General features: G+C 60.2%; 25 protein-coding genes and 1 riboswitch. Of the genes, 9 read left to right on the forward strand and 16 right to left on the reverse strand.

What is annotated here, in order from left to right; genetic code table 11:
- Positions 1-79: 79 nt before the first annotated feature.
- The 5 genes from EX00_RS05745 (at position 80) to sugE (ending at position 5,137) form a co-directional block, all read left to right on the forward strand.
- Entirely contained in the window at positions 80-2,089 is a 2,010-nt protein-coding gene (locus tag EX00_RS05745; protein ID WP_047455004.1) for an acetyl-CoA carboxylase biotin carboxylase subunit, read from the forward strand.
- Positions 2,090-2,190: 101 nt separating this feature from the next.
- Positions 2,191-3,318, forward strand: a complete 1,128-nt coding sequence (locus tag EX00_RS05750) for an S-(hydroxymethyl)glutathione dehydrogenase/class III alcohol dehydrogenase (protein ID WP_047455006.1) — start codon at positions 2,191-2,193, stop codon at positions 3,316-3,318.
- 71 nt (positions 3,319-3,389) lie between these two features.
- Positions 3,390-3,854, forward strand: a complete 465-nt coding sequence (locus EX00_RS05755) for a YaiI/YqxD family protein (RefSeq protein WP_047455008.1) — start codon at positions 3,390-3,392, stop codon at positions 3,852-3,854.
- Positions 3,851-4,684: an S-formylglutathione hydrolase gene (fghA, locus tag EX00_RS05760; RefSeq protein ID WP_047455010.1), complete on the forward strand. Its 834-nt coding sequence runs from the start codon at positions 3,851-3,853 to the stop codon at positions 4,682-4,684. The genes EX00_RS05755 and fghA overlap by 4 nt, the downstream gene beginning before the upstream one ends.
- Positions 4,685-4,822: 138 nt before the next feature.
- Entirely contained in the window at positions 4,823-5,137 is a 315-nt protein-coding gene (gene sugE / locus EX00_RS05765; RefSeq protein WP_047455011.1) for a quaternary ammonium compound efflux SMR transporter SugE, read from the forward strand.
- A gap of 160 nt (positions 5,138-5,297) precedes the next feature.
- Here the strand turns inward: sugE and EX00_RS05770 are convergent, their stop codons facing one another.
- The 7 genes from EX00_RS05770 to EX00_RS05800 form a co-directional block, all read right to left on the reverse strand.
- On the reverse strand, positions 5,298-5,690 hold the full coding sequence (locus EX00_RS05770; RefSeq protein WP_047455013.1) for a DoxX family protein: 393 nt from the start codon (positions 5,688-5,690) through the stop codon (positions 5,298-5,300).
- A gap of 123 nt (positions 5,691-5,813) precedes the next feature.
- Positions 5,814-7,346 (reverse strand): acyl-CoA carboxylase subunit beta, encoded by a 1,533-nt coding sequence (locus EX00_RS05775; RefSeq protein ID WP_047455015.1) that lies wholly within the window; start codon positions 7,344-7,346, stop codon positions 5,814-5,816.
- Positions 7,347-7,408: 62 nt separating this feature from the next.
- Positions 7,409-7,885, reverse strand: coding sequence for a hypothetical protein (locus tag EX00_RS05780; protein WP_047455017.1), 477 nt, complete (start codon positions 7,883-7,885; stop codon positions 7,409-7,411).
- A 70-nt stretch (positions 7,886-7,955) separates the two neighbouring features.
- Positions 7,956-8,741, reverse strand: a complete 786-nt coding sequence (locus tag EX00_RS05785; protein WP_047455019.1) for an ATP12 family chaperone protein — start codon at positions 8,739-8,741, stop codon at positions 7,956-7,958.
- Between the two features lie 9 nt (positions 8,742-8,750).
- A complete protein-coding gene (locus EX00_RS05790; RefSeq protein WP_047455021.1) occupies positions 8,751-9,404 on the reverse strand; it encodes an HAD-IA family hydrolase in 654 nt (217 codons plus the stop codon).
- Positions 9,401-10,399: an RluA family pseudouridine synthase gene (locus EX00_RS05795; protein ID WP_047455023.1), complete on the reverse strand. Its 999-nt coding sequence runs from the start codon at positions 10,397-10,399 to the stop codon at positions 9,401-9,403. The genes EX00_RS05790 and EX00_RS05795 overlap by 4 nt, the downstream gene beginning before the upstream one ends.
- A 219-nt stretch (positions 10,400-10,618) precedes the next feature.
- A complete protein-coding gene (locus tag EX00_RS05800) occupies positions 10,619-11,152 on the reverse strand; it encodes a copper chaperone PCu(A)C (protein WP_047455024.1) in 534 nt (177 codons plus the stop codon).
- 182 nt (positions 11,153-11,334) lie between these two features.
- A riboswitch (glycine riboswitch) is annotated at positions 11,335-11,422 on the forward strand.
- Between the two features lie 148 nt (positions 11,423-11,570).
- Between EX00_RS05800 and gcvT the strand changes: the two genes are divergently transcribed.
- The 4 genes from gcvT (at position 11,571) to EX00_RS05820 (ending at position 16,459) form a co-directional block, all read left to right on the forward strand.
- On the forward strand, positions 11,571-12,707 hold the full coding sequence (gene gcvT, locus EX00_RS05805) for a glycine cleavage system aminomethyltransferase GcvT (protein WP_047455026.1): 1,137 nt from the start codon (positions 11,571-11,573) through the stop codon (positions 12,705-12,707).
- 27 nt (positions 12,708-12,734) lie between these two features.
- Complete coding sequence (gene gcvH, locus EX00_RS05810) at positions 12,735-13,097, forward strand: glycine cleavage system protein GcvH (protein ID WP_047455028.1); 363 nt, start codon at positions 12,735-12,737, stop codon at positions 13,095-13,097.
- Complete coding sequence (gene gcvP, locus EX00_RS05815) at positions 13,097-15,961, forward strand: aminomethyl-transferring glycine dehydrogenase (protein ID WP_047455029.1); 2,865 nt, start codon at positions 13,097-13,099, stop codon at positions 15,959-15,961. Before gcvH ends, gcvP begins: the two co-directional genes overlap by 1 nt.
- Before the next feature lie 231 nt (positions 15,962-16,192).
- Positions 16,193-16,459: an addiction module antidote protein gene (locus EX00_RS05820; protein ID WP_047455032.1), complete on the forward strand. Its 267-nt coding sequence runs from the start codon at positions 16,193-16,195 to the stop codon at positions 16,457-16,459.
- Between the two features lie 28 nt (positions 16,460-16,487).
- Here the strand turns inward: EX00_RS05820 and EX00_RS05825 are convergent, their stop codons facing one another.
- The 9 genes from EX00_RS05825 to EX00_RS05865 form a co-directional block, all read right to left on the reverse strand.
- Complete coding sequence (locus EX00_RS05825) at positions 16,488-17,180, reverse strand: ZIP family metal transporter (protein ID WP_047455034.1); 693 nt, start codon at positions 17,178-17,180, stop codon at positions 16,488-16,490.
- Between the two features lie 120 nt (positions 17,181-17,300).
- Entirely contained in the window at positions 17,301-17,690 is a 390-nt protein-coding gene (gene sufA / locus EX00_RS05830) for a Fe-S cluster assembly scaffold SufA (protein ID WP_047455036.1), read from the reverse strand.
- Positions 17,691-17,766: 76 nt separating this feature from the next.
- Positions 17,767-18,147 carry an SUF system Fe-S cluster assembly protein gene (locus EX00_RS05835; protein WP_047455038.1) on the reverse strand — a complete coding sequence of 127 codons (381 nt, stop codon included), beginning with the start codon at positions 18,145-18,147 and terminating at the stop codon, positions 17,767-17,769.
- An 11-nt stretch (positions 18,148-18,158) separates the two neighbouring features.
- Positions 18,159-19,400: a cysteine desulfurase gene (locus EX00_RS05840; RefSeq protein WP_047457481.1), complete on the reverse strand. Its 1,242-nt coding sequence runs from the start codon at positions 19,398-19,400 to the stop codon at positions 18,159-18,161.
- Positions 19,401-19,418: 18 nt separating this feature from the next.
- Positions 19,419-20,693 carry a Fe-S cluster assembly protein SufD gene (gene sufD, locus EX00_RS05845; protein ID WP_047455040.1) on the reverse strand — a complete coding sequence of 425 codons (1,275 nt, stop codon included), beginning with the start codon at positions 20,691-20,693 and terminating at the stop codon, positions 19,419-19,421.
- A 22-nt stretch (positions 20,694-20,715) separates the two neighbouring features.
- Positions 20,716-21,471: a Fe-S cluster assembly ATPase SufC gene (gene sufC / locus EX00_RS05850; protein WP_047455042.1), complete on the reverse strand. Its 756-nt coding sequence runs from the start codon at positions 21,469-21,471 to the stop codon at positions 20,716-20,718.
- Positions 21,472-21,536: 65 nt separating this feature from the next.
- A complete protein-coding gene (locus EX00_RS05855) occupies positions 21,537-21,905 on the reverse strand; it encodes a hypothetical protein (RefSeq protein ID WP_047455044.1) in 369 nt (122 codons plus the stop codon).
- On the reverse strand, positions 21,905-23,374 hold the full coding sequence (gene sufB / locus EX00_RS05860) for a Fe-S cluster assembly protein SufB (protein WP_047455046.1): 1,470 nt from the start codon (positions 23,372-23,374) through the stop codon (positions 21,905-21,907). Before sufB ends, EX00_RS05855 begins: the two co-directional genes overlap by 1 nt.
- Positions 23,375-23,521: 147 nt before the next feature.
- Positions 23,522-24,688: a cysteine desulfurase family protein gene (locus tag EX00_RS05865; protein WP_047455047.1), complete on the reverse strand. Its 1,167-nt coding sequence runs from the start codon at positions 24,686-24,688 to the stop codon at positions 23,522-23,524.
- Positions 24,689-24,801 lie beyond the last annotated feature (113 nt).

A 24,801-nucleotide genomic window follows, 5' to 3' on the forward strand; every position in this document is an offset into this window, starting at 1 on the left:
GCTCTTATCTTCCGCATGGACCGCCGGGGCGATTTATGGCTAAAACATTGACAGGGCATATGTATTGGGCGGAGTCTGCATGTTCAAGAAAATCCTGATCGCCAACCGCGGCGAGATCGCTTGCCGTGTGATCAAGACCGCGCGCCGGATGGGGATCCTGACCGTCGCTGTTTATTCCGACGCCGATCGTGATGCCCTGCATGTCGAGATGGCCGACGAGGCCGTGCATATCGGCGCGGCCCCCGCCGCCGAGAGCTATCTCGTTGCCGAAAAGATCATCGCCGCCTGCAAGGAAACCGGGGCCGAAGCGGTGCACCCCGGCTATGGCTTCCTCTCCGAGCGTGCTTCCTTTTGCGAAGCCCTGGAGAAGGAAGGCATCGTCTTCATTGGGCCTAAGCCGAAGGCCATCAAGGCCATGGGCGACAAGATCGAATCGAAGAAATTCGCCAATGCCGCCAAGGTCTCCACCGTGCCCGGCTATCTCGGCGTCATCGATGATGGCGACCACGCAGAAAAGATCGCGGGCGAGATCGGCTACCCCGTGATGATCAAGGCATCAGCGGGCGGCGGCGGCAAGGGCATGCGTATCGCCTGGAGCACGGAAGACGTGCGCGACGGTTTCGAGCGGGCCCGTTCCGAGGCGAGAAGCTCCTTCGGCGACGACCGCGTCTTCATCGAGAAATTCGTGGTCGATCCCCGGCACATCGAAATCCAGGTGCTGGCCGACGGCCACGGCAACGTCGTCTATCTCGGCGAGCGTGAATGCTCGATCCAGCGCCGGAACCAGAAAGTCGCCGAAGAAGCACCATCGCCGTTCCTTGACGAGGCGACACGCAAGGCGATGGGCGAGCAATCCGTAGCGCTCGCCAAGGCGGTCGACTACCAGAGCGCCGGCACCGTCGAGTTCATCGTCGATCGCGACCGCAAGTTCTATTTCCTCGAAATGAACACCCGCCTGCAGGTCGAGCATCCCGTAACCGAGCTGATCACCGGCATCGATCTTGTCGAGCAGATGATTCGCGTTGCCGCTGGCGAAACGCTGCCTTTCAAGCAGGATGACATCAAGCTGAACGGATGGGCGATCGAAAGCCGCCTCTATGCCGAGGACCCCTATCGCAATTTCCTGCCATCGATCGGCCGTTTGACGCGCTATCGGCCGCCGCGCGAAGGCAAGAGCGGCAAGACGATCGTCCGCAACGATACCGGTGTCTTCGAGGGCGCTGAAATCTCGATGTATTACGACCCGATGATCGCCAAGCTCTGCACCTGGGCACCGACGCGGCTTGAAGCGATCGACGCGATGGGCGAGGCGCTGGATGGTTTCGTGGTCGATGGTATCGAACACAACATGCCGTTCCTGTCGGCCCTGATGAAGCATCCGCGCTGGCGTGAGGGCCGCTTGTCAACCGGCTTCATCGCGGAGGAATATCCGGACGGCTTTTCGCCGATGACGCCGGATGGCGGTGAAGGCGCCCTGCTGGCGGCCATAGCCCTCTCCTGCGGCCTGGTTGATGCTAATCGTCGCGAGCGCTATGCCGACAGGTTGCGGCCGGCGGCGGGGCCGTTGCGTGAGGAATGGGTGGTCAAGCTTGGCACGGACTATATTCCGCTCACGCTGCTCGATGGCCTCGTCACCATTCCGTTTGAAATGGATATGCAGATCGCTGGCGACAGCCTGACGGTCAAGACCGACTGGCGTCCGGGCGATGCCGTTTGGGCCGGATCGGTCGGCGGGCGCAAGGTGACGGCGCAGATCCGTCCTTTCCTCAACGGCTTGCGCATCGACTGGCAGGGGCTCTCCGTCCGGACCAGGGTCTTTACCCCGCGCCAGGCCGAACTCGACAGGCTCATGCCGGTGAAATTGCCTCCGGATACGTCAAAACTGCTGCTCTGCCCCATGCCGGGCCTCGTCGTCGCCATTGCGGTTGCGGAGGGCCAGGAGGTCAAGGCTGGGGAGACACTGGCGATCGTCGAGGCGATGAAGATGGAGAATGTCCTGCGCGCCGAACGCGACCTCACCGTCGGCAAGATCAACGCCAAGCCCGGCGAAAGCCTCGCCGTCGATGCGGTGATCATGGAGTTCGACTGATCAAAATACGGCATTAAGTGTCTGTTTTTTAGCTTGAGCCGTACTGCGCGCCCATGCGAATGTCGCGCCGACCAAAATCATTATTAGAAGGGAATGAAACGATGGACGTACGCGCCGCCGTAGCCGTTCAGGCAGGTAAACCGCTCGAAGTCATGACTGTCCAGCTCGAAGGCCCGAAGGCCGGAGAAGTGCTGATCGAGGTCAAGGCAACCGGCATTTGCCACACCGACGACTTCACGCTGTCGGGCGCCGATCCGGAGGGCCTGTTCCCGGCCATTCTCGGCCACGAAGGCGCGGGCATCGTCGTCGATGTCGGACCTGGCGTAACTTCGGTCAAGAAAGGCGATCACGTCATTCCGCTTTACACACCGGAGTGCCGTGAGTGCTATTCCTGCCTGTCGCGCAAGACCAACCTCTGCACCTCGATCCGCGCCACCCAGGGCCAGGGCCTGATGCCCGATGGCACCTCGCGCTTCTCGATCGGTAAGGACAAGATCCACCACTATATGGGCTGCTCGACCTTCGCTAATTACACGGTCCTGCCTGAGATCGCGCTTGCCAAGGTCAATCCCGACGCGCCCTTCGACAAGATCTGCTACATCGGCTGCGGCGTCACCACGGGCATCGGCGCAGTCATCAACACCGCCAAGGTCGAAATTGGCTCGACCGCGATCGTCTTCGGTCTCGGCGGCATCGGTCTCAACGTGCTTCAGGGCCTGCGCCTTGCCGGCGCCGACATGATCATCGGCGTCGATATCAACAATGATCGCAAGGAATGGGGCGAGAAATTCGGCATGACGCATTTCGTCAATCCGAAGGATGTCGGTGACGACATCGTGCCTTACCTCGTCAACCTGACGAAGCGCAACGGTGACCTGATCGGCGGCGCCGACTACACGTTCGACTGCACGGGCAACACCAAGGTCATGCGTCAGGCGCTGGAAGCCTCGCATCGCGGCTGGGGCAAGTCCGTTATCATCGGCGTTGCCGGTGCTGGCCAGGAAATCTCCACCCGCCCGTTCCAGCTGGTCACCGGCCGCAACTGGATGGGCACCGCCTTCGGCGGCGCGCGTGGTCGCACCGACGTGCCGAAGATTGTCGACTGGTACATGGAAGGCAAGATCCAAATCGATCCGATGATTACCCACACCATGCCGCTCGAAGACATCAACAAAGGCTTCGAGCTGATGCATTCCGGCGAGAGCATCCGGGGCGTGGTGGTTTACTGATAGCTGCCAATAGAGTTGCATGCGGTGCATGAGTTAAGCGCCGCATGCTATTAGAATTGTTGAAATATCCCATGATCTACGTTGATGCCGATGCCTGTCCGGTCAAGCCGGAGATTTTGAAAGTTGCCGAGCGCCACGGCATCGAGGTGACGCTTGTCGCCAATTCCGGCCTGAGACCCTCGCGCGATCCGATGGTGAAGAACGTCATCGTCTCCAGTGCTTTCGATGCCGCCGACAACTGGATTGCCGAGCACGCAGGCCCTGGCGATATCGTCGTCACCGCCGATGTGCCGCTTGCCGGGCGCTGCGTCGCCACCGGCGCGCTGGTGACCGGGCCGACCGGCCGCATCTTTGATATAGCCAATATCGGCATGGCCACCGCGATGCGCGATCTCGGCGCCCATCTGCGCGAGACCGGCGAGAGCAAGGGCTACAACGCCGCTTTTTCGCCGCGCGACCGCTCGGCCTTTCTTGAAACATTCGACCGGCTCTGCCGGCGGGCAAAAGCCCACAATCCGTCTGGAGACCAGTCTTGAATATCATTTCCCAGAACACCGCCTTTGGCGGCATGCAGGGCGTCTACATGCATGAATCCGAGGCCTGCCAGTGCGAGATGACCTTTGCGGTCTTCGTGCCCCCACAGGCGATCACGCAGCCCTGCCCGGTCGTCTGGTATCTCTCCGGTCTGACCTGCACCCATGCCAACGTCATGGAGAAGGGCGAATATCGCCGCATGGCGGCAGAGCTCGGTCTGATCATCGTTTGCCCGGACACCAGCCCGCGCGGCAACGATGTGCCGGACGAGTTGACCAACTGGCAGATGGGCAAAGGCGCCGGCTTCTATCTCGACGCCACCGAGGAGCCGTGGTCCGAAAACTACAAGATGTACACCTACATCACCGAGGAACTCCCCGCCTTGATCAGCGAGCAGTTCCGAGCCGACATGAGCAGGCAGGGCATTTTCGGCCATTCCATGGGTGGCCACGGCGCCATGACCATTGCGCTGAAGACCCCGGATCGTTTCAAGAGCTGCTCCGCCTTCGCACCGATCGTCCAGCCCTCGACCGCCGACTGGTCGGCTCCGGCCCTGGAGAAGTATCTTGGGCCCGACAAGGCCGCCTGGCGTCGTTATGATGCCTGCGCGCTCGTCGAAGACGGCGCTCGCTTCCCTGAGTTTCTGGTCGACCAGGGCAAGGCTGATAGTTTCCTGGAAACTGGTCTGCGCCCCTGGCTGTTCGAAGAAACGATCAAGAACACCGGCATTGGCCTCACACTGCGGATGCACGAGCGTTACGACCACTCCTACTATTTCATTTCCAGCTTCATGGATGATCATCTGAAGTGGCACGCCGAACGGCTGGCATAGCAGCTATGCAATCGCCACCTTGAAAAGCCAAACCCGCGACGGCATATGTCTTACCGCGCAGACGACTGCGGCGGCCGACATGAAATGGCGACCGTAAGGCAACGCGGGGACGGCCTCGCTCTTACAAAGGAGCGTAAAATGGCTTGGTTTCTGCTTTTCCTTGCAGGTCTGTTTGAAATCGGTTGGGCCGTCGGCCTGAAATACACGGATGGCTTCACCCGACCGATGCCGACAATCCTCACCGTCATCTCGATGGTCATCAGCATTATCTTACTGGGTCTGGCGGTGAAGACTTTGCCGATGGGCACGGCTTACGCGGTCTGGACCGGCATCGGTACGGTCGGGACTGTCCTGCTTGGCATCTGGTTGCTGGGCGATCCCGCAACCCTCGTTCGCTTGTTCTGCATCGGCCTGATCGTTGCAGGCATTGCCGGGCTCAAGTTCGCTGCCTGAGGCGTGCGAGCTCCAATCACCCTGACACGAAGAGCAATATCTCAATTGCAAAGGGCGCGGGCGAAAAGCTGAAGAGCTTTTGCGCGCCGCGCCCGATGCAGATGGGGGTTATGATGATGTGTCGGACCCGGAGATTGGCCGAGCCAGACGTTGAGATCGATTACTTCTTGCGATTGTCGATGGCCAGGAGGCCGGGACCCGCGAAGATCAGGAACAGGAAGACGAAGCAGTAAAGGATGGCTCCGTCGCCGCCATTGTTGACCGGGAAAAAGTCCTTCGGATAATGCGCCATGAAATAGGCGACAGCCATGTTGCCGCAGAGAATAAATGCGACAGGACGGGTAAGGAAACCAACGACGATTGCCAAACCACCGACGAGTTCGAGAATGCCTTGAATCAAGATCAAGGTCGGTAGTGGGCTTGAGAATTGACCGCCGGCCGGAAAGCCGAGAAGCTTCTGCGTGCCATGTGCCGTAAACAAAAGCCCGGTCATGATGCGTAGTGCCGTGAGTGCATAGGGCTGATACTGATTCAGCCGATCGGAAAGCGCCATTTTAAACTCCAATTCTAACTCCCCCAATTGAAAGCATTAGAGAGGTCGGTTGCGAACGTGAAAACACGGCTTCTAACGTCCAATCAATTTATCGTGTAAAATCCGTGGCTTGTTGTCACATGCCTAAAGCGGAATATTGTCGTGCTTCTTCCACGGATTGGTCAGATCCTTGTTGCGCAGCATTCGGAGCCCTTGCGCCAGCCGGCGCCGCGTCGAATGTGGCTTGATCACCTCATCGATATAGCCGCGCTCGGCGGCGACGAAGGGTGACAGGAAACGATCTTCGTACATCTTCGTATGCGCCGCGATCTTCTCCGGATCGGCAATATCCTTGCGGAAGATGATCTCGACCGCGCCCTTGGCACCCATGACGGCGATTTGCGCCGTCGGCCAGGCGTAGTTGAGATCGCCGCGCAGATGTTTCGACGCCATGACGTCATAGGCGCCGCCGAAGGCCTTGCGGGTGATGACGGTGAGCTTCGGTACGGTAGCCTCGGCATAGGCGAAGAGCAGTTTGGCGCCATGCTTGATCAGCCCGCCATATTCCTGTGCGGTCCCCGGCAGGAAACCAGGTACGTCGACGAAGGTGACGATCGGGATATTGAAGCAATCGCAGAAGCGCACGAAACGCGCCGCCTTTCGCGAGGCGTCGCTATCAAGCACCCCGGCAAGCACCATCGGCTGATTGGCGACGAAACCGACCGTCGCCCCCTCGATCCGGCCAAACCCACAGACGATGTTCTTGGCAAAGCTCGCCTGGATCTCGAAGAAATCCCCCTCGTCCGTCACCTTCTGGATCAACTCCTTGATGTCATAGGGCTTGTTGGCGTTGGCGGGGATGATCGTGTCGAGCGACATGTCGGGGTCGGCGACCGATTGATAGCACTCGATTTCCGGGAGGGCGGCAGTATTCGACTGCGGCAGGAAATCGATGAGCCGGCGCACCTGCATCAGAGTGTCGATATCGTTGTCGTAGGCGGCATCGGCAATCGAGGATTTCGTCGTATGCACTGAGGCACCGCCGAGCTGCTCGGAGGTCACGGTCTCGTTTGTCACCGTCTTCACCACGTCCGGGCCAGTCACGAACATATAGGACGTGTCGCGCACCATGAAGATGAAGTCGGTCATGGCCGGCGAGTAGACATCGCCGCCGGCGCAAGGCCCCATGACGATGGAAATCTGCGGAATGACGCCGGAGGCGAGCACATTACGCTGAAACACCTCCGCATAGCCGCCAAGCGCCGCCACGCCCTCCTGGATGCGCGCGCCGCCCGCATCATAGATCCCGATGATCGGCGCCCGGTTCTTCAGCGCCATGTCCTGGACCTTCATGATCTTCTCGGCATGCGCCTGCGAAAGCGAGCCACCGAAGACGGTAAAATCCTTGGCGAAGAGGAAAACGGTGCGGCCATTGACCGTGCCCCAGCCGGTAACGACGCCATCGCCGGCGATCTTGGACTTGTCCATGCCAAAATCGGTCGAGCGGTGCTCGACAAACATGTCGAACTCCTCGAAGGAGCCTTCATCGAGAAAAATGTCGATCCGCTCGCGCGCCGTCAGCTTGCCGCGCGCATGTTGCGCATCGATACGCACCTGCCCGCCTCCGAGCCTCGCGACCTCCCGGCGACGTTCCAGTTCTTGCAGGATCTCTTTCATGATGGCCCTCTTCTGCGCTTGTCCGGCTTAGCATGACGCAGGAATAGTTTGAAGCCGTAGGCTCAGTTCACCAGTGGCGGTGCGTTCAGCACGAAGATCGAGCGGATTCGGGCGGCAACATCCTCCGCCATCAGATCATTGGCCGCCGTCGGGTCCGGCGTGTAGTTCACGATATCGAAGGAGGCGATTGCGAGGACCGCGCCATTGTCAACCGAAGCGGCGTCGACATTGATCTTCACCGAGTTGCGATCATGATTGAAGCTGCGCCCCCTGCGGAGATCCGTCACGCGGATCGTCAGCGCCACCTTCGGCAATGATGTGTCGCGGGTCGTCACGGCGATGGCGGCGTTGACATGGTCGTTGATGGCTGACAGCAACGTCGGTGGAACGGGTGGAACGGCCTGATCGGCAACGACCGTGACGCTACGCACATCATAGGCCGGTGGTGCCGGCGGCTCCGTCAGCGACCAGCTCGAGCAAGCGGCCAGTGCCAAACATCCCACCAGCGCCGATACCGCACCTGACCTCAACTGCAGCATGATTCGCGTCCCGATTTCCCGACCCCGTAGGATGCAGAGTTCGATATAACGGACTGGAAATCAACAACATTCAATCGCGAAGCGCAGAAAAAACATCCGTTGCCGCCTGAAACTCTTCGAAGCGCTGGGCGCGGCGCTTGTCGGCCTCTTCGTCATGCCCCCATTGTTCGATCGTCCAGTCTTCGTCGAGATGGGCAAGCGACCAGACCTCGGCGAGCGACAGCTGTCCCTCGGCGAAGGCAAGCGCCAGGATCGCCGAGCCCGTCAACGTGGTGATGGTGTGCAGGCTGGCAAGTTCCAGAGGCGTGTCATATTTGCGCAGCGTCACGGCGAAAGCGGCGATTGCCTCGCGCGGCTGTTCCTGATGCATGACGCCTTCCGCCAGGATGAAGCGGGCGCCAAGTTCGTTCGCTGCCCAATCGATCAGCGGATCCCACCGCTCCGATTGCCGCTCCACCAACAATTCCGGCTGATCGGCGCGATAGCAGAGCAGGTCGCTGGAGGAAAAGCGCAGGATGTCTTCGAAGACCGCTTGCGGATCGGTCGCCACGCCATCAAGCGCGGTATTGACCAGGCGCGTCACCGGCATAACGGTAGGGTTGATAACGTCTACCTGCCGTTCCCATTCGGCTGCGACCAGCTTCGCCAGTGCCTCGGTCGGCACCGCGAGCAATCGCCGCGCGGGCGTCTTCACCACCCTGCCGTCGAGCTCGATTGCATAGCCATCCTCGCCCTTGCGGATACCTACATCCTTGTAGAAGCGCTTCGGCAAAGGCTTCTTCATCTGGATCTGCGCCCGGCGGATCGGGTCTGGATGGCTCAGGCCTTCGGAAAGGTCGTTCAACAGGTCGCGCATGGCGTCACCTCAGAGAATATGGCTCAACAGGTCGTTCGGATGATGGGCAATCGCGTCGGCGCCAGCCGCAAGCAACTCTTCCACCGAGGCGTAGCCCCAGGCGACGCCGATTGCGGTCGCACCCGCCGCCTTCGCCATCTGCATGTCATAGATCGCATCGCCGATAACGATCGTATCATGCGGATCCATTCCCGTCTCGCTGCAGCATTCGGTCACCATTGCTGGATGCGGCTTCGAGGGGCAATCGTCCGCCGTGCGCGAGACGACGAAAAAAGGCGTAAAGCCATTCACCTCGAGAATATGCGTCAGGCCACGACGCGATTTTCCGGTGACGGCGCCGAGCAACAATTCGTCGCGACCGGCCAGCGTCTCGATCAGCGGCCTGATGCCATCGAACAATGGCGTCTGCATATCCGCCTCATCGCGCACGCCGGGGTAAATCTCCTTGTAGCGCGCCGTCATGGCGATTGCCTCGTCATCGACATGCGGCTTGCCCTGCATACGGGCAATCGCGATGTCGAGCGTCAGGCCGATGATCGACTTGGTGGAGGCGACATCCGGGCGCTTGTGACCAAAGTCGACGAAGGTGCGTGCCATGACCTCGTGGATCAGCCGCGCGCTGTCGACCAGCGTCCCGTCGCAATCGAAAAGAACGAGCTTCATTCGTCGTCCGGCTCCCCAGCCGATGCCATGTCAAGACCGAGAAGATTCCAGGTCTGCACCATATGCGGCGGCATCGGCGCGGTGACGCGCAGACGGCCGCCATCCGGATGCGGAATATCGATATGGCGTGCGTGCAGATGCAGCCGCTTCTGGACGCCGCCCGGAAAATCCCAGTTCGTATCGTCGTCGAAATATTTTGGATCGCCGATGATCGGGTGGCCCATGTGAAGCGCGTGGACGCGTAGCTGGTGCGTGCGGCCGGTATAGGGCTCCATCTCCAGCCAGGCGAGGCTCTGCGCCGCCGTTTCGAGCACGCGATAATAGGTGATGGCGTGGTCGGCGCCCTCCTCGCCATGCTTGGCGATGCGCATGCGGTCGCCATCGGCGGTGGCTTCCTTCACCAGCCAAGTCGAGATCTTGTCTTCGTGCTTGCGCGGTACGCCCTTTACCAGCGACCAATAGGTCTTCTTGGTGTCGCGTTCGCGGAAGGCGGTCGCCAGCTTCTGAGCAGCACCTCGCGTGCGGGCGACGACGAGGACACCGGACGTGTCCCGGTCGAGACGATGCACCAGGCGCGGCTTCTCGCCCTTCTTGCTCGTCCATGCCTCAAGCATCTTGTCGAGATGACGATTGAGACCGGAGCCGCCCTGAACGGCAAGGCCGGCCGGCTTGTTCAGAACGAAGACCTTCTCGTCTTCATGCAGCAGCATGCGCGACAGAAGATCGGCATCGCTTGAATGCTTCAGATCCTTGCTGGCGATCGGCCCGCTCTTCGGTCCCTTTGCATCGACGTCCAACGGTGGCACCCGTACGATCTGTCCCGGCTGCACACGCGCATCGGTCTTCACGCGGCCGCCATCAACGCGCACCTGACCGGAACGCATCAGCTTCTGCAACTGCCCGAAGCCCAGCCCAGGGAAGTGCACCTTGAACCAGCGGTCGAGGCGCATGCCGGCCTCGTCGGGCTCGACCTCTATATGCTCAATCCCGGCCATTCTTCTTCTTTCAAAAGTCGCGGCGTGGTCCCGAAAGGTATGAAACGGTTTTCGGGCAACATCATGCCAAATCAGGGAACTGGGGACGATCCCGCCCCAGGGCCGGTCCATCCCGGCCTTTTGACGTGGCTTTAGAGCATTTCGAGAGAAAGTGGAAACCGGAATTGTCTATGGGCGGGAATTTTATGACGACGTTGCACTCCAGTGGTCGCGCGAAACTCAGTTTGCGTTCGGCGCGACGACAGGCAAGTTGATGTCAACCATGCCCGCCTTCTCGAACATCAGCATGACCGGCACCGTGCCGCCCTGCTTGAACGGTGTCTTCACCTGCTTGAACATCATGTGCATGCCACCGGGCGAAAGCGTTACGGTGACACCGGCGGGGATGGTAATGCCTTCCTTGACTTCGCGCATCTTCATGATCTCGCCCTCCATCTTCATCTGATGCAGTTCGACCTTGCCTGCTTGCGAAGACGTGACGGAGGTGAGCTTGTCGTCGCTCTTGCCGCCATTATGAATGGTGATGTAGCCGCCGCCGACCGGTTGACCCGGCAGCATGGCGCGGGCGTAACCGCCGGTAATGTCGAGATCGCCGAGCTTGGCTGTCGCCGACCCCGCTGGCGCCTTGCCCGCGTCCATGTGCATCCCGTGCATGCTGTTGGCGTCGTTGCTCTGCTGCGCCATGACAACCGTAGCCGAAAACGAAAGCGCACTCATCGACATCAGCAATGCGGCGGCATAATTGCGATTCATCATTGTCTCCTGCCCTGCTCCTCTATTGGCTTCATGGGATAGCCTCTCGAAGCGTCGTTGCAAAGTCCCCGCATCCGTCGGTCGCGCACTTCCGCGTGTGCTCGAACAAGCCGCGCGACAAAAATTTGTTCGAGGGCGACATTTGCCCCTTGCCATCTCTGACGACTACCAGATAATGGCACTCAACCTTGTTGGGAGAATCCGGTGCGAGCCGGTGCCGAAGGAGCAACCGCCCCGGAAACTCTCAGGCCAAAGGACCAGCAAGGGGCAGACGGAACTCTGGAGAGAAACGCGCAAGCGTTCGCCGAAGGGATAACAATCTCAGGCAAACGGACAGAGGGGGCTCATCGTAAGGCGCAGCCGCGCCGAAATTTTGAGCCCTGCGCTTTTAATCGAGCGCAAACCCCGGAGGCGTCATTTGGACGAGACCGCTGCCACCAAGAAGACCCCGCTTCACGCCCTGCATCTGTCGCTCGGAGCCCGCATGGTGCCGTTTGCCGGCTACGACATGCCGGTGCAATATCCCGCCGGCGTGATGAAGGAACATCTCTGGACCCGCGCCTCCGCCGGCCTGTTCGACGTTTCGCATATGGGCCAGGTCACCATCCGCGCCCGCTCCGGCCTCTATGAGGATGCGGCGCTGGCGCTGGAAAGCCTCGTTCCGGTCGATATCCTCGGCCTCACCGAGGGACGTCAACGCTACGGTTTCTTCACCGACGACAATGGCGGCATCCTCGACGATCTGATGATTACCCATATGGACGACTACCTCTTCGTCGTCGTCAATGCCTCTTGTAAAGAAGCAGATCTCAAGCATCTTCAAGATCATATCGGTGATATCTGTGAAATCACTTTATTGGACCGCGCCCTGATCGCCTTGCAGGGGCCGCGTGCTGTCTCTGTCCTTGCCGAACTCTGGGCCGATCTTGCCTATATGAAATTCATGGATGTGCGCCATTGCCGCCTGCATGACGTTTCCTGCCTGGTTTCACGATCGGGCTATAGCGGCGAAGACGGTTTTGAGATTTCCGTGCCGGCCGACAAGGCCGAAGATATCGCCAAGCGACTGCTCGAGCATCCCGATGTGCAGCCGATCGGCCTCGGCGCCCGCGACTCCCTGCGTCTCGAAGCCGGACTTTGCCTTTACGGCAACGACATCGACCAGACGACAACGCCGGTCGAAGCCGCACTTGAATGGGGGATGCAGAAGGCCCGCAAGACCGGTGGCGTCCGCGCCGGCGGCTTCCCAGGGAGCGCCCGCATCCTTGCCGAACTCGACAGTGGCGCTTCTCGGCGCCGTGTCGGCCTGAAGCCGGAAGGCAAGGCGCCGGTTCGCGGCCACGCGAAGCTCTATGCCGATGCCGAGGGCAAGACCGAGATCGGCGAAGTCTCCTCGGGCGGCTTCGGTCCGAGTGTCGAAGGTCCAGTCGCCATGGGCTACGTTCCCGTCAGCTTCGCCGCACCGGGCACGCCGATCTTTGCAGAAGTGCGCGGCAAATACCTGCCCGTCGCCGTTTCTGCCCTGCCTTTCATCACCCCGACCTACAAACGCTAAGACGTCATAGCCCAGAGAGGATTATCCATGCTGAAATTTACCGAAGAACATGAGTGGCTGAACATCGAAGGCGACGTCGCGACCGTCGGGATCACAGCGCATGCCGCCGGGCAACTCGGCGATCTCGTCTTCGTGGAACTGCCCGATGTCGGCGCCGTCTTCTCAAAGGGCGACGATGCGGCGACGGTCGAATCCGTCAAGGCGGCTTCCGAAGTCTATTGTCCACTTGACGGCGAGATCACCGAGGTCAACGAAGCCATCACCGCCGATCCGGAACTCGTCAATTCCGACCCGATGGGTGCTGGCTGGTTCTTCAAATTGAAACTGAAGAATGTCGCCGATGCCGATGGTTTGCTTGATGAATCCGGTTACAAGGAGCTGATCGGATAATGAGTACACCGACCGAATTCACCTTCACCGACTACCAGCCCTACGATTTCGCCAATCGGCGCCATATCGGCCCGTCTCCCTCAGAGATGGCCGACATGCTGAAGGTGATCGGTTACGGTAGTCTCGACAAGCTGATCGATGCGACACTGCCGCCCTCCATCCGTCAGAAGGCGCCGCTCGTTTGGGGCGCGCCGATGACGGAGCGCGAGGCGCTCGACAAGCTGCGCGAGACCGCCAACAAGAACAAGGTGCTCGTCTCGCTGATCGGCCAGGGCTATTACGGCACGATCACACCGCCGGTCATCCAGCGCACCATTCTGGAAAATCCCGCCTGGTACACCGCCTATACGCCCTATCAGCCGGAAATCAGCCAGGGCCGTCTTGAGGCGCTGCTGAACTACCAGACGATGATCTGCGACCTCACCGGCCTCGATGTCGCCAACGCCTCGCTGCTCGATGAAGCAACCGCCGCCGCCGAAGGCATGGCGATGGCTGAGCGAGTGGCGAAATCCAAGGCCAAGGCTTTCTTCGTCGATGCCGATTGCCACCCGCAGACCATCGCGCTGATCAGGACCCGCGCAGAGCCGCTCGGCTGGACGGTCATCGTCGGTAATCCTTTCACCGATCTCGATCCGGTCGACGTCTTCGGCGCGATCTTCCAGTATCCGGGCACGCACGGTCACATCCATGATTTCACCGGGCTGATCTCAAGGTTGCATCAGACCGGCGCCATCGCCGTCGTTGCCGCCGATCCATTGGCGTTGACGCTGCTGAAGTCGCCCGGCGAGATGGGTGCGGATATTGCCATCGGCTGCTCGCAGCGCTTCGGCGTGCCGGTCGGCTATGGCGGTCCGCACGCGGCCTATATGGCCGTCAAGGACATCTACAAGCGCTCCATGCCGGGCCGACTGGTCGGTGTTTCGGTCGATGCTCGCGGCAACCGCGCCTATCGCCTGTCATTGCAGACCCGCGAACAGCATATCCGCCGCGAAAAGGCGACATCGAACATCTGCACCGCGCAGGTACTTCTCGCTGTCATGGCCTCGATGTATGCCGTCTTCCACGGCCCGCAGGGCATCAAGGCAATCGCCCAGCAGGTGCACCAGAAGGCCGTGTTGATGGCCAAGGGGCTGGAAAAGCTCGGCTACACCATCGAGCAGGAGACCTTCTTCGACACCATTACCGTCGAGGTCGGCCATATGCAGGGCCTGATCATGCGCGCCGCCGTTGCCGAAGGCGTCAACCTGCGCAAGGTCGGCGAAACGAAAATCGGCATGAGTCTTGACGAGCGTACCCGTCCGGCAACGCTGGAAGCTGTCTGGCGCGCTTTCGGCGGCAATTTCCGCCTCGCCGATTTCGAGCCCGGCTATCGCCTGCCGAAGACCCTGCTGCGCACCAGCGAATATCTGACGCATCCAATTTTCCACATGAACCGTGCCGAAAGCGAGATGACCCGCTATATCCGCCGGCTCTCGGACCGCGATCTGGCGCTCGATCGTTCGATGATCCCGCTCGGCTCCTGCACGATGAAACTTAATGCAACAGCTGAGATGTTGCCGATAAGTTGGCCTGAATTCTCGGATATTCATCCTTTCGTACCGGCCGACCAGGCGCTCGGTTATCGCGAGATGATCGATGATCTGACGGAAAAGCTCTGCGCAGTCACCGGCTACGACGCCTTCTCCATGCAGCCCAATTCCGGTGCGCAAGGGGAATATGCCGGCCTGCTGACCATCCGCAACTACCATATCGCCAATGGCGAAGGTCACCGCGATATCTGCCTGATCCCGACCTCGGCGCATGGCACCAACCCGGCCTCCGCGCAGATGGCTGGCATGAAGGTGGTGATCGTCAAGGTCAGCGATGACGGCGACATCGACATGGCCGATTTCCGCGCCAAGGCCGAGCAATATGCGGCTAACCTCTCCTGCTGCATGATCACCTATCCGTCGACGCATGGCGTCTTCGAGGAAACGGTGAAGGAGATCTGCGATCTCGTGCACAAGCATGGCGGCCAAGTCTATCTCGACGGCGCTAACATGAATGCCATGGTCGGTCTCTCGCGGCCCGGCGACATCGGTTCCGACGTCAGCCATCTGAATTTGCACAAGACCTTCTGCATCCCGCATGGCGGCGGCGGTCCCGGCATGGGGCCGATCGGCGTCAAGGCGCATCTGGCGGAACATCTGCCCGGCCACCCGCAAACGGACGGCCGCCCCGGCGCGGTATCGGCAGCAGCCTTCGGCTCGGCGTCGATCCTGCCGATCTCCTGGAGCTATTGCCTGATGATGGGCGGCGAAGGGCTGACGCAGGCGACCAAAGTCGCAATCCTCAACGCCAACTACATCGCGGCGCGGCTAAAGGGCGCCTACGACGTGCTCTACAAGTCCAAGACCGGGCGCGTGGCGCATGAATGCATCATCGATACGCGCCCGCTGGTCGACAGCGCCGGCGTCACCGTCGATGACGTCGCCAAGCGCCTGATCGATTGCGGCTTCCATGCCCCGACCATGAGCTGGCCGGTCGCCGGCACGCTGATGATCGAGCCGACCGAATCGGAAACCAAGGCTGAGCTCGACCGCTTCTGCGAGGCAATGTTGGCGATCCGAGAGGAAGCCCGCGCCATCGAAGAGGGCCGGATGGACAAGACCGACAACCCACTGAAAAACGCGCCGCACACGGTCGAGGACCTCGTCGGCGAGTGGAACCGGCCCTATTCCCGTGAACAGGCCTGCTTCCCGCCAGGCGCCTTTAGGGTCGACAAATACTGGTCGCCGGTCAACCGCGTCGACAATGTCTACGGCGACCGCAACCTGATCTGTACCTGCCCGCCGGTCGAGGATTACGCTGAAGCCGCGGAGTAAGGTATTTCCGAAAAAGTGAAGCGGTTCAGCCGCTTCGCTCCTGCCCGACATAAATCTATCGTGAAAAATGTCTATGACTGCGCCGCGTGTCCGATCGGACACGCGGCGTTTTTTTGATAGCTCAAAATGATAGCCTGGGAGGTCAGCTATCACACCGCTTTTTAGCCGTGCGACAGCGCAAGAGCCAAGCCGCGCTCATTCGTGACCGGCTTATACGGAAAGGCATATAAAATGGATCAGCAAACACCAGCCGGCATGGACGCCATCGACGGCCATATTGCAGCCGCCTTCGAGACAGCCGATCCCTCTTCCATCGCCAAGGCGCTTGGCGAACTGGCGCGCACGCGAAACATGAGCAAGCTTGCCAAAGATGTCGGCATGAACCGCTCGGCGCTCTACCGCGCCCTCAGCGGCGAAGGAAATCCGGAATTCGCGACGATCCTGAAAGTCGTCAAGGCGCTCGGCCTCAAGCTGACGCCGGTGCCGGCTGCCCATTGAGAATCTGCAATACCAATGCCGCGCATCGCTAGCCGATTAACTCTTCAAGTACGAGGAGCACCAGAAAGCCCGCGAAGAACATCGCCGTCACCCAGGGGCGATCGGGTGTTTCATGGGCTTCGATCAGCAGTTCCTCGGTGACGAGATAGAGCAGCGCAATCAGGCCGAACGAGAAGAATCCGGTCAAGATGGGGCCGGGCAGCAACGCCACTGGCGTCCCAAGCAAAGCGCCGATCGGCAGCAAAAGCGTAAGCGCCGCTGTGACTGCGACAATCCTTGCGCGGGAGCGGACGCTCTCGCCAAGCTCGTTCGCCACGGTCAAGCCAAGGAACAGCACCTCGATCGTCAGGGCGATCGTCAGCAGCAAACCGACCTTCGGGCCAGCCGCAAAGCCAATTCCGAGCACCAGGCCGTCGATCAGGATATCGATGCCGATCGCCGCCAGGAGACCGGCCGGCCCTTTGGCCCAATTCTCCAATTGTTTGACCAGCAGCATGGTGGCTACGCCGATCGCACCGCCAATCACTGTCGCCCAGGGCGAGCCTCGATCCATGACGTCGGGAAGGATTTCTCCGGCTGCCGCCGCGAACACGACCCCGGCGGCAAAATGCTGGATCGCGCTGACAAGAGTAGGCCCTGGCCGCGTGTTCACCGCAACCACGGAGCCAACGATAGCGGCCGTTGCCGGGATTAACGTGTAAACCCAAGCTGAAGCCGCCATAAAGTCCCTCTATTGCTCGCCTTTATCCAGTTGTGTCGGCTAGCCGACGAGACGGCGGAGAAAAACCAGAATATCGGTCAAAGCACGAAACGCCCAAAGTGAATTGTAGCGAAATTGGCGTCAAGCGGCCGGAGCAGCCTGCCGCTGTGCTGCCAGGACAGCCAGATCAGCCGGCTTCAGCTCGACGGATTCGCCACAGCCGCAGGCCGATGTCTGGTTCGGATTGGTGAAGGTGAAGCCGGAGCGCAGCGTCGTGGTCTCAAAGCCCATCTGGGTGCCAAGCAGATATAGCACGGCCGACGGCTCGACCCAGACCTTGGCGCCGTCATGCTCGATCAGGTCGTCCTTGGCATTCGGCTCGGTCACCATATCGATGGTATATTCCATCCCGGCGCAGCCGCCCTTCTTGATGCCGACGCGAACGCCCTTGGCATCGGGACCGGAATTCTCGACGATCGCCTTGACGCGCGCTGCGGCGGTCTCGGTCATGGTCATTACAGCAAAGCCCATGGGCCTATTCTCCTTCCACAACCGGGGTCAAGATCCGGTGCTTCGAGTCTTAATGTAAAGCGAGCGGCTTAAAGCTTCAATACCAGCCGATCGCCACCTGCGCTTCTTCCGACATGCGGTCCGCCGACCACGGCGGGTCGAAGGTCATGCTGACCTCGACGCCCGATACACCTTCGACGGCGCCGACGGCGTTTTCGACCCAGCCCGGCATCTCGCCGGCAACGGGGCATCCCGGTGCAGTCAACGTCATGACGATCTTCACCATGCGGTCGTCTTCGATGTCGATCTTGTAGATCAGGCCGAGTTCGAAGATGTCGGCGGGAATTTCAGGGTCATAGACCGTTTTCAGCGCGCTGATGACGTCATCGCTGAGACGAGCCAGCTCTTCCTCTGGAATGCTCGAATGCACAATGCCTTCGCGCACGTCGATCTTCTGTTCGCTTTCGTCAAGTGACATCGCGTGCCTCCTTAGGCAAAGAATTTGCGCGCATATTCCAGCGCATCAGCCAGGGCGTCTACCTCGGCTCGGGTATTGTACATGCCGAACGATGCTCGGCATGTGGAGGTGACGCCGAAGCGTTTCAAGAGCGGCTGGGCGCAATGCGTGCCCGCCCGCACCGCAACACCCTGACGATCGATCACCATCGACACGTCGTGAGCGTGGATGCCGGCGAGTTCAAAGGAGAATATACCACCTTTACCGGGCGCCGTGCCGAAAACCCGCAGCGAATTGATGTCTCTGAGCCGTTCCGCCGCATAAGCCGAAAGATCGGCTTCGTGCCGGGCAATCGCCTCACGGCCGACGCTCTCCATATAATCGAGCGCATAGCCGAGCCCGATCGCCTGGACGATCGGCGGCGTGCCGGCCTCGAAACGATGCGGCGGGTCGTTGTAGGTGACATTCTCCTCGGTGACGTCGAAGATCATCTCGCCACCGCCCTGGAACGGCCGCATCTCGGCAAGCCTGTCCTTCTTGCCGTAGAGCACGCCGATCCCCGAGGGACCATAGAGCTTGTGGCCGGTCATGACGTACCAGTCGCAATCGATATCCTGCACGTCGACGGGCATATGCACCGCCCCCTGCGAACCGTCGATCAACACCGGGATGCCACGCTCATGCGCGATGCGGCAGATTTCCTTGACCGGAACGACGGTGCCGAGCGCATTCGACATATGGGTAATGGCGACGAGCTTGGTGCGTTCCGTCAGGCTCTTTTCGAAATCCTCGATATGGAACGCCCCCTCGTCATCGACCGGCACCCAGACCAGCTTGGCGCCCTGCCGTTCTCGAATGAAATGCCAGGGCACGATGTTGGAGTGATGCTCCAGGATCGAGATGACGATCTCGTCGCCCTCGCCGATCTTCGGCATGCCCCAGCCATAGGAGACCGTATTGATCGCCTCGGTCGAGTTCTTGGTAAAGACGATATTGTCCACCGAGGGCGCATTCAGGAAGCGGCGCACCTTTTCGCGCGCAGCTTCATAGGCCTCGGTGGCGGCATTGGAGAGGAAGTGCAGGCCGCGATGCACGTTGGCATATTCGCTCGAATAGGCATGCGATATGGCATCGATCACGACCTGCGGCTTCTGCGCCGATGCGCCGTTGTCGAGATAGACCAGCGGCTTGCCGTGAACGGTCGTCGACAGGATCGGAAAATCCCGGCGGATCGCTTCGACGTCATAGGCGGTGGCTGGTACGATCTTGTCCACGAGCATTGCTCCAATCAATCAGGCGTGCTTTTCGAGCCAGGCAGAGATAACGCCTTCCAGCGCCTCGACCAGGGCTTCGTCTTCCAGCTCTTCGACAATTTCGGCAACGAAGGCATTGACTAGCATGGCGCGGGCCTTGTTCCTCGGGATGCCGCGCGCCATCAGGTAGTAGAGATGGTTGCTGTCGATATCGGCAACAGTGGCACCATGGCCGCACTGAACGTCGTCGGCGAAGATTTCGAGCTCCGGCTTGACGGAGAACTCGGCATCGTCGGACATCAGCAGCGTGTTGCAGGCCATTTTGGCGTCGGTCTTCTGTGCATCCGGTGCGACGCGGATCATGCCCTGGAAGACGCCGCGAGCGCGGTCGAACACCACGTTGCGGACGATCTCCGTCGAGCTGGTGTGCGGCACGTCATGGCCGAGCACCATCGTCACATCGGTATGCGTGTCGCCGCCGAGCAGGTTGACGCCGCGCAGCGAGAGATCAGCGCCCTCGCCTGAGACCTTGATATACAGCTCCTGACGCACCAGCTTGCCGCCGGCGTTGATCACGAACAGCTTCAGCTTGGCGTCCTGACCGAGGTCCACGCGGATCTGGCCGAGATGCGTGTCTTCGGAACCCTGTTCCTGCAGGATGATCCATGTCACCTCGGCGCCCTTGCCGACCTTGATGTCACTGATCGAGGACACCAGCGCCACAGCGCCCGGAACAGCCTCGTGACGTTCGATCACGGTTGCCTTGGTGTCAGCACCGAACGTAACAGGCAGACGGCTATGAATCTGTCCACCGGCATGGATGAACTGGATTTCCAGCGGTGCATCGAGTTCGGTGCCGTCGGGAAATTCGATGACATAGCCATCACGCACGAAGCTGGCATTGATGCGGCTGATAGCGTCATCCTTGCCGAGCGCTTCCAGGCCGGCAGCGGCCGTGCCGTTGGTCAGGCTGTCGACATAACGGCTGACAATCAGTCCATCGACCGAGGTCTTGCCGACCGCATGACCCTGCAGAACCGAAAGAACGGCCGAACCGGCTGCGGTTGGAGACAGTGGTTCAACACTGCCAGTCCCGAGATCGGTCGGAACCGTGCGCAGCAGGTTCTTGAAATCGGTATAGTGCCAAGCTTCGACGCGCCGCGTCGGCAGGCCGGCGGTCTTGAGATCATCGAGCAGGCGGTCGCGGACGGCGAAGACTTCGCCGTCACCCGGCAAATCGCCCAGCTGGTTGTTGTAAGCCTCGATCAACGCGGTCTCCGCGGCAGTCAGGCGGTTCGTCGTCTGAACGTTCATCGACGTATCCTTTCCGCCCCGATCAGGCCGCAGCCCCGATGATGTCGGCATAGCCGTTGGCTTCGAGTTCGTGCGCAAGCGTCTTGTCGCCGGACTTGATTACCTGGCCCTTGTAGAGGACGTGAACGGTGTCCGGAACGATGTAGTCGAGCAGGCGCTGATAGTGAGTGATGACAATCACGGCGCGGTCTGGCGAACGCAGGGCGTTGACGCCGTCGGCGACGATCTTCAACGCGTCGATGTCGAGACCGGAGTCGGTTTCATCAAGCACGCAAAGCTGCGGCTCCAGCAATGCCATCTGCAAGATCTCGGCGCGCTTCTTCTCGCCGCCGGAGAAACCAACGTTCAGCGGCCGCTTCAGCATCTCGGTGTTGATCTGCAGCTTGCCAGCGGCTTCCTTGACGCGACGCATGAAGTCCGGCGTCGTCAGTTCAACCTCGCCGCGCGCCTTGCGCTGCTCGTTCATTGCCACCTTCAGGAACTGCATGGTGGCAACGCCCGGAATTTCGACCGGGTACTGGAAGGCGAGGAAGATACCCTTGGCGGCGCGCTCGGCAGCATCAAGCTCGAGAATGCTCTCGCCATTGTAAAGGATCTCGCCCTCCGTCACTTCATAGTCGTCGCGACCGGCAAGGATATAGGAGAGCGTCGACTTGCCGGAGCCGTTCGGGCCCATGATGGCGGCAACTTCGCCGGCCTTCACCGTCAGGTTCAGACCACGGATGATCTCGGTGCCATCTTCGGCGATGCGGGCATGCAGGTTCTTGATTTCAAGCATATTCGTTTCCTTCATCCCACCCTTGGCGATTGGTTATCGAACCAACGGTGCTTGTCTCTATAGGTTTAGCGGTCGTCTGCCGGCATGAAGCTCTGCGTTACAACAATCGCGCCAATGATATTGCGATTGAATTCGTCGAGTTCTTCCGCTGGCACCCAAAGCTCTTCATGTTCCCGTCCGCCAACGATCTTGCGTTCAAAACGCGATGCATAAGCGGCATTTACATCAAAACGTGTCACGTAACCGCGCTGTGATCCGACCTTGGTATTCCAGTCTCTTGCAATCTGAGCTGCGTAACCTTCGTTCGTCACAGGGTAGAAAATCGGCTGATCCGGAAGTCGCGGTGGAAAGGCTTTCCAGCCGCTCTCTTCGATCAGCTTCAACTCTTCAAGTCCAACTGGACGGAAAAGTGTGACTGTTTCTACTGCCACCATTACCCCACACTGCCTTCCAGCGAGATGCCGATCAGCTTCTGCGCTTCGACGGCAAACTCCATCGGCAGCTCCTGCAGGACTTCCTTGACGAAGCCGTTGACGATCAGCGCGATCGCCGCTTCGGTCGGGATGCCGCGCTGCAGGCAGTAGAACAGCTGATCTTCGGAGATCTTCGACGTCGTGGCTTCGTGCTCGAACTGCGCCGTCGAGTTCTTCGCCTCGATGTAAGGCACCGTATGCGCGCCGCACTTGTCGCCGATGAGCAGCGAATCGCACTGCGTGAAGTTACGCGCGTTCGACGCCTTGCGGTGAGCCGAGACCTGGCCGCGATAGGTGTTCTGCGAGACACCGGCAGCGATGCCCTTCGACACGATGCGGCTCGACGTGTTCTTGCCGAGATGGATCATCTTGGTGCCGCTATCGACCTGCTGATGACCGTTGGAAACGGCAATCGAGTAGAATTCGCCACGGCTGTCGTCGCCGCGCAGGATGCAGGACGGATACTTCCAGGTGATCGCCGAACCGGTCTCGACCTGCGTCCAGGAGATCTTCGAGCGATGGCCGCGGCAATCGCCACGCTTGGTGACGAAGTTGTAGATGCCGCCCTTGCCGTTCTTGTCGCCCGGATACCAGTTCTGAACCGTCGAATACTTGATCTCGGCATCGTCCAGAGCCACGAGTTCGACCACGGCCGCATGCAGCTGGTTTTCGTCGCGCTGCGGCGCCGTGCAGCCTTCGAGATAGGAGACATAGGCTCCCTCTTCGGCGATGATCAGCGTGCGTTCGAACTGGCCGGTGTTCTTCTCGTTGATACGGAAATAGGTCGACAGCTCCATCGGGCAACGAACGCCCTTCGGCACGAAGACGAAGGAACCGTCGGTGAACACGGCCGAATTCAGCGTCGCATAGTAATTGTCTGATGTCGGAACGACGGTTCCGAGATATTTGCGCACGAGATCGGGATGCTCGCGGACCGCTTCCGAGATCGACATGAAGATCACGCCAGCCTTCTTCAGCTCTTCCTTGAAGGTGGTGACCACCGAGACCGAATCGAACACCGCATCGACGGCGATCTTCGGCCGCTCGACACCGGCGAGAATTTCCTGCTCGCGCAAGGGAATGCCGAGTTTCTCATAGACCTTCAGCAGTTCCGGGTCTACCTCGTCAAGCGACGTTGGACCAGCAGTGCTCTTCGGCGCGGCGTAGTAATAGATGTCGTTGAAGTCGATCTTCGGATAGTTGACTCGTGCCCAGGTGGGCTCGTCCAGCGTCAGCCAGCGGCGGTAAGCCTCCAGGCGCCATTCCAGCATCCACTCCGGTTCCTGCTTCTTGGCGGAAATAAAGCGAACAATATCCTCGGACAGGCCCTTCGGCGCCTTGTCCATTTCGATGATGGTCTCAAAACCATACTTGTACTGGTCCACGTCGATCAGACGAACCTGATCGATTGTTTCTTGGACGGCAGCCATGTCGTTCTCCAATCTCGCCGGATCCAAGGTCCGGCAGCTTGTCAACGTTGCAGTAGACTTTTCGTCTACCCTCTATGTAGTCGGCCAAAAGGGACTTTTCAGCCCAGTTGGCAAGCGGAAATTTATGTTTCCGCAAAATTGTAGTCGTCAGGCAGCGGCACCCGCGGGCTTGCGCCGTCCAGCAATTCTGGCGAACGCCGCAATCGCGCGCTCGACATCCTCTTCAGTCGTCGTAAATCCGAGTGAAATGCGCAGCGCCCCGAGCTTCGGATCGCAGCCCATCGCCGACAAGACATGGCTTTCGCCAACCTTGCCGGAGGAGCAGGCCGAGCCCGCCGAAATCGCAACTCCTTCGAGATCGAAAGCGATCTGCCCGGTTTCGGACTTCAGACCGGCTAAGGTGAAGAAGCTGGTATTCGGCACGCGCGCACCATCTTCGCCATGGATGATGACGTCGGGCGCGGCAAGCTTCATACCCTGCTCTAGTCGGTCACGCAGCGCAGCAATATCCGCATTGCGGCTATCGAGTTCGGCGACCGCCGCAGTGGCGGCAGCGCCAAAGCCGATGACTGCCAGCGCGTTTTCGGTGCCCGAGCGATGGCCCTTTTCTTGCCCACCACCATGGATCAATGGCTTTGGCATCAACACTTCGCCGCGCGAGATCAAGGCGCCCGCCCCTTTCGGCCCGCCGATCTTATGCGAGGAAACGATGAGGAAATCCGCGCCGATCGCATTGATATCCAGCGGAACCCGGCCCGCCGCCTGAACGGCATCGACGACAAACACGCCGCCGAACGCCTGCACGATCTTTGCCGCTTCGGACACAGGCTGAAGAATGCCGGTCTCGTTGTTGGCAAACATGATCGCCACCATCGGCAGGCCATCGGCCTTGTCATGCGCGGCCAGCATCGTCTCCAGCGCGGCAAGATCGACGGTTCCTTCCGGCGTCACCGGAATCTCGCTGATCCTGTCCTTCGCAAACCGTCCGCCTTCGCGCACGGCCGGATGCTCGATCGCCGATATGTAGAGCCGGCCGATCGCAAGCGGCGTGCGGCCCATACGAAATTCCGGCGTCAGCACCATGTTGGCGGCTTCGGTCGCGCCGCTGGTGAAAACGACATGCGCGGGCTCGGCACCCGTCAGACTTGCAACCTGCCGACGCGCAGCCTCGATCGCCGCCCGCGTTGCCCTGCCCTCGCCATGCACGGAATTAGGGTTTCCATAAAGATCCAAGGCATGCAACATTGCATCGCGCGCCGCCGGATGGAGCGGAGCGGTGGCATTCCAGTCGAGATAAAGGCGCGTTGCGGCCATAATCTTCTTCCTGCCTGACGAAGCCTTGTTGCGCCGCCCGGTTCATTTTCCTTGAAATTTCGACCGGGCATGCCTTATGACACGTTCCACAAACCGTTGAACAAGCAACGCGT

Source organism: Martinezella rhizogenes, assembly GCF_000799715.1.
Taxonomy (GTDB): domain Bacteria; phylum Pseudomonadota; class Alphaproteobacteria; order Rhizobiales; family Rhizobiaceae; genus Rhizobium; species Rhizobium rhizogenes_C.

What these genes read in the sequence shown, in the direction of transcription:
- EX00_RS05835 (WP_047455038.1), bottom strand. Translation starts at nt 18,147, where the DNA reads ATGTCACTTGACGAAAGCGAACAGAAGATCGACGTGCGCGAAGGCATT.
- sufD (WP_047455040.1), bottom strand. Translation starts at nt 20,693, where the DNA reads ATGAACGTTCAGACGACGAACCGCCTGACTGCCGCGGAGACCGCGTTG.
- EX00_RS05775 (WP_047455015.1), bottom strand. Translation starts at nt 7,346, where the DNA reads ATGAAAGAGATCCTGCAAGAACTGGAACGTCGCCGGGAGGTCGCGAGG.
- EX00_RS05800 (WP_047455024.1), bottom strand. Translation starts at nt 11,152, where the DNA reads ATGAATCGCAATTATGCCGCCGCATTGCTGATGTCGATGAGTGCGCTT.
- EX00_RS05780 (WP_047455017.1), bottom strand. Translation starts at nt 7,885, where the DNA reads ATGCTGCAGTTGAGGTCAGGTGCGGTATCGGCGCTGGTGGGATGTTTG.
- EX00_RS05790 (WP_047455021.1), bottom strand. Translation starts at nt 9,404, where the DNA reads ATGAAGCTCGTTCTTTTCGATTGCGACGGGACGCTGGTCGACAGCGCG.
- EX00_RS05745 (WP_047455004.1), top strand. Translation starts at nt 80, where the DNA reads ATGTTCAAGAAAATCCTGATCGCCAACCGCGGCGAGATCGCTTGCCGT.
- EX00_RS05755 (WP_047455008.1), top strand. Translation starts at nt 3,390, where the DNA reads ATGATCTACGTTGATGCCGATGCCTGTCCGGTCAAGCCGGAGATTTTG.
- EX00_RS05855 (WP_047455044.1), bottom strand. Translation starts at nt 21,905, where the DNA reads ATGGTGGCAGTAGAAACAGTCACACTTTTCCGTCCAGTTGGACTTGAA.
- EX00_RS05770 (WP_047455013.1), bottom strand. Translation starts at nt 5,690, where the DNA reads ATGGCGCTTTCCGATCGGCTGAATCAGTATCAGCCCTATGCACTCACG.
- sufA (WP_047455036.1), bottom strand. Translation starts at nt 17,690, where the DNA reads ATGGGCTTTGCTGTAATGACCATGACCGAGACCGCCGCAGCGCGCGTC.
- gcvH (WP_047455028.1), top strand. Translation starts at nt 12,735, where the DNA reads ATGCTGAAATTTACCGAAGAACATGAGTGGCTGAACATCGAAGGCGAC.
- EX00_RS05825 (WP_047455034.1), bottom strand. Translation starts at nt 17,180, where the DNA reads ATGGCGGCTTCAGCTTGGGTTTACACGTTAATCCCGGCAACGGCCGCT.
- sufC (WP_047455042.1), bottom strand. Translation starts at nt 21,471, where the DNA reads ATGCTTGAAATCAAGAACCTGCATGCCCGCATCGCCGAAGATGGCACC.
- sugE (WP_047455011.1), top strand. Translation starts at nt 4,823, where the DNA reads ATGGCTTGGTTTCTGCTTTTCCTTGCAGGTCTGTTTGAAATCGGTTGG.
- EX00_RS05795 (WP_047455023.1), bottom strand. Translation starts at nt 10,399, where the DNA reads ATGGCCGGGATTGAGCATATAGAGGTCGAGCCCGACGAGGCCGGCATG.
- gcvP (WP_047455029.1), top strand. Translation starts at nt 13,097, where the DNA reads ATGAGTACACCGACCGAATTCACCTTCACCGACTACCAGCCCTACGAT.
- EX00_RS05820 (WP_047455032.1), top strand. Translation starts at nt 16,193, where the DNA reads ATGGATCAGCAAACACCAGCCGGCATGGACGCCATCGACGGCCATATT.
- EX00_RS05865 (WP_047455047.1), bottom strand. Translation starts at nt 24,688, where the DNA reads ATGGCCGCAACGCGCCTTTATCTCGACTGGAATGCCACCGCTCCGCTC.
- EX00_RS05785 (WP_047455019.1), bottom strand. Translation starts at nt 8,741, where the DNA reads ATGCGCGACCTGTTGAACGACCTTTCCGAAGGCCTGAGCCATCCAGAC.
- sufB (WP_047455046.1), bottom strand. Translation starts at nt 23,374, where the DNA reads ATGGCTGCCGTCCAAGAAACAATCGATCAGGTTCGTCTGATCGACGTG.
- EX00_RS05750 (WP_047455006.1), top strand. Translation starts at nt 2,191, where the DNA reads ATGGACGTACGCGCCGCCGTAGCCGTTCAGGCAGGTAAACCGCTCGAA.